The sequence below is a fragment of the Mycobacterium sp. genome, from assembly GCF_049673265.1.
In the GTDB taxonomy this organism is placed as follows: domain Bacteria; phylum Actinomycetota; class Actinomycetes; order Mycobacteriales; family Mycobacteriaceae; genus Mycobacterium.
The window spans coordinates 1-2,065 of record NZ_JBATXN010000187.1; the positions used below are offsets into that span (position 1 = coordinate 1).

The 2,065-nt window shown below is 67.1% G+C and carries 2 protein-coding genes and 1 pseudogene; 2 read left to right on the plus strand and 1 reads right to left on the minus strand.

The genetic code is table 11. The features are described from left to right. Nucleotides 1–1,024: THUMP-like domain-containing protein (locus WBF82_RS06615; protein WP_424382271.1), on the plus strand; the 1,024-nt coding region annotated here is incomplete at its 5' end. 86 nt (nt 1,025–1,110) lie between these two features. Continuing rightward, nucleotides 1,111–1,812 carry an esterase gene (locus WBF82_RS06620; RefSeq protein ID WP_424382272.1) on the plus strand — a complete coding sequence of 234 codons (702 nt, stop codon included), beginning with the start codon at nt 1,111–1,113 and terminating at the stop codon, nt 1,810–1,812. Nucleotides 1,813–1,889: 77 nt separating this feature from the next. On the opposite strand, the pseudogene WBF82_RS06625 reads toward WBF82_RS06620, so the two are convergent. Continuing rightward, nucleotides 1,890–2,065 (minus strand): annotated as a pseudogene (locus WBF82_RS06625) (PQQ-binding-like beta-propeller repeat protein); the annotation flags it as partial.

Here is a 2,065-nt window from a genome sequence, read left to right on the forward strand (position 1 = left end):
GCCCGCGCTCGTCGAAACTTCGCTGCTGAGGCGGCGCGCGGCCGACAAGCTGCCGGGTACCGGCGAGTGGCTGTTCACCGACGAGGCGCTGCAGCAAGCCAGCGCCGCACCGGTGGCAACGCATCGGGCGCAACGGCTGGCCGGCCACATCGTGCACGATGTGACCTGCTCGATCGGCACCGAACTGGCGGCACTGCGCGACTCGGCGGCCCAGGTACTCGGCAGCGACATCGACCCGGTGCGGCTGGCGATGGCTCAACACAACCTGGTTGGCGCCGTCGACCTGTGCCGCGCCGACGCCCTGCACCCCGTGACGCGCGACGCGGTGATACTGGCCGACCCGGGGCGGCGCGGTGGCGGACGCCGACGCTTCAACCCACGTGACTACCAACCTGCTCTGGACCTGCTCTTCGAGATCTATCGCGGCCGGGAGCTAGCCGTAAAGTGCGCTCCTGGAATCGATTTCGCCGCTGTGCTGAACTTCGGATTCGACGGCGAGATCGAGGTGACCTCTTATCGAGGGTCAGTGCGGGAAGCATGCCTATGGTCGACGGGATTGGCCGAGCGAAGTGTGCGCCGTCGAGCCAGCATCCTGGACCGCGGCGAGCAGATCACCGACTCCGAGCCCGACGACTGTTCGGTGCGTCCCGTCGGCCGGTGGATCGTCGATCCCGACGGCGCGGTAGTGCGGGCCGGTCTGGTGCGTCACTACGCCGCGCGGCACGGGCTGTGGCAGCTGGACCCGCACATCGCCTACCTGTCCGGGGACAAGTTGCCCACCGGGATGCGAGGATTCGAGGTCATCCAGCAGCTGCCGTTTGATGAGCGACGGTTGCGTCAAGCGCTTGCGGCCCTGAACTGCGGCGCGTTGGAGATCTTGGTACGCGGTGTGGATGTCGACCCCACCGCGCTGCGACAGCGGTTGACATTGCGCGGCAGCGACTCGTTGACGGTGGTGATCACGCGACTCGGCTCGGGCGCAGCCGCACGCGGGACGGTGTTCGTGTGTCGGGCGTCGCGGTAGGCGGTTCGGTATCCGCTGCAATAGCGGCCGGGTAGTCTGGCGAGACGGCATTTGAGCCGTTCCCAGCCTGCGAGGACAAGTCGACGATGCGCAACTTGATCGCGGCCGCGCTGATCGCGGCCGGCGGCCTGCTGGGCTGGGCTGACGGCCCGGTCGCCAGGGCGGACTCGGCTTGCACCAGCATGGGCGGCGACGTCGAGGGTGAGCAGACGTGCCACGTCCATGCCGCCAACGCCACCTACACCCTGGACATGAAGTTCCCGCTCGACTATCCGGACGAGCAGGCGCTCACCGATTACGTCAGCCAGAACCGGGACGGGTTCATCAACGTCGCTCAAACGTCGGGAACCCGCGATGTGCCCTACCAGATGGAAGTGACCTCCGAGCAGTACCACTCCGGGCAGGCCCCCAACGGCACCCGAAGCGTGGTGGTCAAGGTATTCGAGGATCTCGGCGGCCCGCGGCCGTCCACCTCCTACAAGGGTTTCAACTACGACGTCGGAGCGCAGAAGCCGATCACCTTCGACACTCTTTTCGCGCCCAACAGCAAAGCGCTTGACTCGATCTATCCGATCGTCCAGCGCGAGGTGGGACGCCAGACCGGATTCGGCGCTGCGATCCTGCCCGGATCCGGCCTCGATTCGTCGCACTACCAGAACTTCGCCATCACCGACGACGAGCTGATCTTCTACTTCGCGCCGGGAGAACTAGTGCCGGCATCGATCGCCGGTGCCACCCAGGCCCACGTGCCGCGCAACGCCATCCCACCGCTGGCGGTCAAGGGCTAAGTCGCTTTCTGCCGCAGCAGTCACATCTGTCACGGCAGCCTGTAGCCGAGCTGCCCTCGCGTCCAACGCCGGGCGAGTCAGTTCGGCGCGAAGCTATAGACCTGGCCATCGCTAGTGGCGGTGACGACCCTGCGGTCGCGGCCGACCGAGACCCCGACCGGGTAGCCGGTCGCCTCGGGCAGCGGAAAGTTGCCGAGGGTACGGCCGCTGCCCGGGTCGAAGACCAGCAACGACATACCGCGCGCTCCTTCGC

What these genes read in the sequence shown, in the direction of transcription:
- WBF82_RS06620 (WP_424382272.1), top strand. Translation starts at nt 1,111, where the DNA reads ATGCGCAACTTGATCGCGGCCGCGCTGATCGCGGCCGGCGGCCTGCTG.